At 44.3% G+C, this 1,023-nt stretch carries 1 protein-coding gene and 1 pseudogene; both read right to left on the reverse strand.

Going from position 1 to position 1,023, the window contains the following annotated elements:
* Window positions 1-158: IS66 family insertion sequence element accessory protein TnpA (tnpA, locus tag BM122_RS26705; protein WP_442754739.1), on the reverse strand; the 158-nt coding region annotated here is incomplete at its 3' end.
* Window positions 159-311: 153 nt separating this feature from the next.
* Window positions 312-931, reverse strand: a pseudogene (locus tag BM122_RS25720) (IS982 family transposase); the annotation flags it as partial.
* Between the last annotated feature and the right edge of the window lie 92 nt (window positions 932-1,023).

Raw genomic sequence — 1,023 nt, forward strand, 5'->3', positions numbered from 1 at the left:
GTCGACACTTGGGTAGCGGTTTGTTCCATCCGGTAAATCCGCAACCAATTGGAAAATGTTTTGGCATTCAGCTTATGTTCGCGGCAATAAGCCGCTTGGGATAAACCACTTGCCTGCCAGGTTTCTACATGTTTTTGTTGCCGCATTAGTAATGTCATCGATTATCCTCCTGAGAACGTTTGAGGATAATAGTGCAGTGAATTATGGTGTTTTAGATGGGAGCGCTGGACGCTTACGTTGTGTATACGAAATGTCGTAAACAACTCACAACCATTTGTATTTAAATTAACGTGAGTTCGACATAAAAATCATCACATCACGATTGGAAGAGCTTGAGGGAGTCTGATATTAAGCGAGGGTTTCTTCTCGCGAAAGGTGTAGGTCACTAGTCCGGCTATCAGATTAACAAAAAAATTAACTGGCCTGCAATGGCGGGAATGCTCGATTTGCGAAATATTCTTCAATTGGTCATTGACGATTTCAATAATCGAGCGTTTACGTAACAGGATTTTATCAAACAGCGGCAACAATTTGTTTTTCATGTTTTTTCGTACTTTGGTGATGAGCTGCACACCTTGCTCCTACAGTTGCTCAAAGAGTGGCTTCGAAAGGTAGCCCCGGTCACCAAAGAGTTTGCCAAATAAGGAGCGCGCCAACTCGGGTACCGGGTCACGGTCATCAATATTGTCTGCCGTGATTTTTTTACTGCCAGCAATTACCCTTGGTCATTGATGACCAGGTGCAGCTTGAACCCATAAAACCAACCCACGCTGGTCTTCCCCCTGGCAGCAAACTCTGCCATTACTTTATACGACCCAATGCGGTGACTGTGGCACACACTGATTTTGGTCGAATCAATGAAGCTGATCCCACTGCAGCGTCCAAAGCGATTGGACAGAAAGCAACACAAGGGCACCAGACTACCTTGTATAGCATATCCCATATAAAATGATTTAAATTTCATAAGCGGTAAAGAGCTGCTCAATGGAACACCCTTCTCTTTTTCTGATGGCTTTGGCCTGA

It is taken from the genome of Nitrosomonas communis (genome assembly GCF_900114745.1).
Classification (GTDB): Bacteria; Pseudomonadota; Gammaproteobacteria; order Burkholderiales; family Nitrosomonadaceae; genus Nitrosomonas; species Nitrosomonas communis_A.